This is a genomic window from Acinetobacter sp. YH12227, from assembly GCF_013417785.1.
In the GTDB taxonomy this organism is placed as follows: Bacteria; Pseudomonadota; Gammaproteobacteria; order Pseudomonadales; family Moraxellaceae; genus Acinetobacter; species Acinetobacter gandensis.
In genome coordinates this window covers 1-1,849 of the sequence record NZ_VPDH01000163.1, presented here as the reverse complement: position 1 = coordinate 1,849, position 1,849 = coordinate 1, and the positions used below count along the sequence as shown (strand labels likewise).

2 protein-coding genes and 1 pseudogene are annotated in these 1,849 nt (G+C 37.8%); 2 read left to right on the top strand and 1 reads right to left on the bottom strand.

Going from position 1 to position 1,849, the window contains the following annotated elements; genetic code table 11:
- Positions 1–96, top strand: a pseudogene (locus tag FTV09_RS17650) (IS1 family transposase); the annotation flags it as partial.
- The gene (locus FTV09_RS17645) at positions 96–1,157 is read left to right on the top strand and encodes a PT dipeptide repeat lipoprotein (protein WP_180059002.1); all 1,062 of its coding nucleotides are present in this window, start codon (positions 96–98) and stop codon (positions 1,155–1,157) included. The pseudogene FTV09_RS17650 and the gene FTV09_RS17645, both read left to right, overlap by 1 nt.
- 92 nt (positions 1,158–1,249) lie before the next feature.
- Here the strand turns inward: FTV09_RS17645 and FTV09_RS17640 are convergent, their stop codons facing one another.
- Positions 1,250–1,690 (bottom strand): hypothetical protein, encoded by a 441-nt coding sequence (locus FTV09_RS17640; RefSeq protein ID WP_257222941.1) that lies wholly within the window; start codon positions 1,688–1,690, stop codon positions 1,250–1,252.
- Positions 1,691–1,849 lie beyond the last annotated feature (159 nt).

Sequence of the window (1,849 nt, the reverse complement as noted above, 5' to 3'; positions counted from 1 at the left end):
GGTTTTAGAAAGAGTTGTAATTTCTCCAAAAAGATTGAAAACCATTTTAAAGCCTTCGACTTAACCTTTTTTTACATCAATAATGGTTTCATTTAATGTCAGCATACTTTTTGAAACACCACCCAAATCCAAGCTATATCATCATGGAGCGTGGTCTAATTAAAGATCCACTCAAGGACAGCCGCTGCTATACAAAAAATACCAATGAATTCTTCACCAATTTAAAACCGAAAGCCAAAATCACAACTGCAGACTTTAAGTCTGAGAGCTTTATTAATACGACTGACACTGTGAACTTCTTGGCTCAGCTCAATGCGATGGGACAAAATGGTTATAAATTAATTGGCTATGATACTAAGACCCTGGACAATGGTAATGTTAATAGCTACATAAAACTTGCTAATGAAAACATACGTTTCAATCATATTGTGGCAGACCGTACAGCATCCTCTACCGCTGACATTTATTTTACATGGCGTAATCAGTTAAATGAAAAAGGCAAATCAGGTTATCAATACCTACATAGCGTCAGACCAACCAATGCCATGAATTTCAAAGATTATTTCATTAAAAAGGAAAATGATACTGCGACGTACACCTATGACAGCGGCTATGTTTCCCCACTCGTTGACCCAGTGCAACTGGAAACCATGCTCAATACATTAGGTTCTCAAGGCTGCCGTATTATTCAGTTCAAAAGCTATTTCACAGGTTTACGACCTGAAGTTCTGAACGGCAAACAAAATAGTCCTAAAGTTGCAACCTGTATCAATAGCAGTACACATCATGGCACTTACAGTTATCGCCATAAAACCTATCCAACCGGTAGCAATAGTCTAGAACGTACTCTGAAATTGCAGACAATGATTGATGAGCAAGCAAAAGAAGGGTATCGCTTAATTAGTCGATCTTTAGATATGAGTTCAACCACCAAAAATGGCATGCTGTTTATGAAAGACAGTGAAAATACCAATGTCGGCGAATTTAAAGTCTTTAGTGAAACTGTCTTTGCAACATCGACGTTTAACGACGTCTTACTGAAACGTCTTCAGCAGCAAGGTCAATTGGGTTGGTTATACACTAGTGGTCAACTGCTATTTGCAAATAATCCAAAACATCTACAAACAGAACTGAGTGACTTTAATTTAATTGATTAATTCATGAGGTATCTCGAGCTTTTCCATGTCCTTTATTTTTTGCATCAAGGACATGGATCATTCACATAAATCAAAGCAGTGATAAAAACCACTTATTTTAAGCGGCAATTAAAACCTATCTTGGTATCAACGATATTATTTTCATAACCTAAGCTTTGAATAAATTGGTTGCGGTCTGATATTTGTTTTTGATCCGCTTGACTCAATCTTGCTTTATTTTTTTGTGCCAACCCATAGGTTTCATTCACTAAACCCTGATAGATCCCGCAAACTTCCTGACGCTTGGACTTTTTCAATTGACGACCACCATACCATGAACGTTCAAAATCTTCCGCTTTAAGTGTCTTACCCCAGTCTTCAATACGTTGATTTTGTCGCTGCTGCATTTCCAATAAGCCTTGTTGAATCTCAGCTTTAGTAAAAGGTTTATTTACTTCAACTTTTGGTAAAACAGGAACAGCGTCTGGCACAGGTGCTGCAGTGGTAATCGCCTCCTCTGCAGTATTCGATACAACTGGATTTGCCAAACTCATTGATGAAATTAATCCGGTCGCAATGACGACACAGAGGTGGTCCCACTTGTTTGAACAACTAAAAGCGTATTTATAAGTGATATTCCGCTCTAGTTAAGCCACCTTGTTTTGTTGGGGTAGCTGATCATAGTAAAACTCATTTGGTGTCATTTTGTCTAG

Coding starts and splice junctions, on each gene's coding strand:
- FTV09_RS17645 (WP_180059002.1), top strand. CDS start 96: ATGTCAGCATACTTTTTGAAACACCACCCAAATCCAAGCTATATCATC.
- FTV09_RS17640 (WP_257222941.1), bottom strand. CDS start 1,690: ATGAGTTTGGCAAATCCAGTTGTATCGAATACTGCAGAGGAGGCGATT.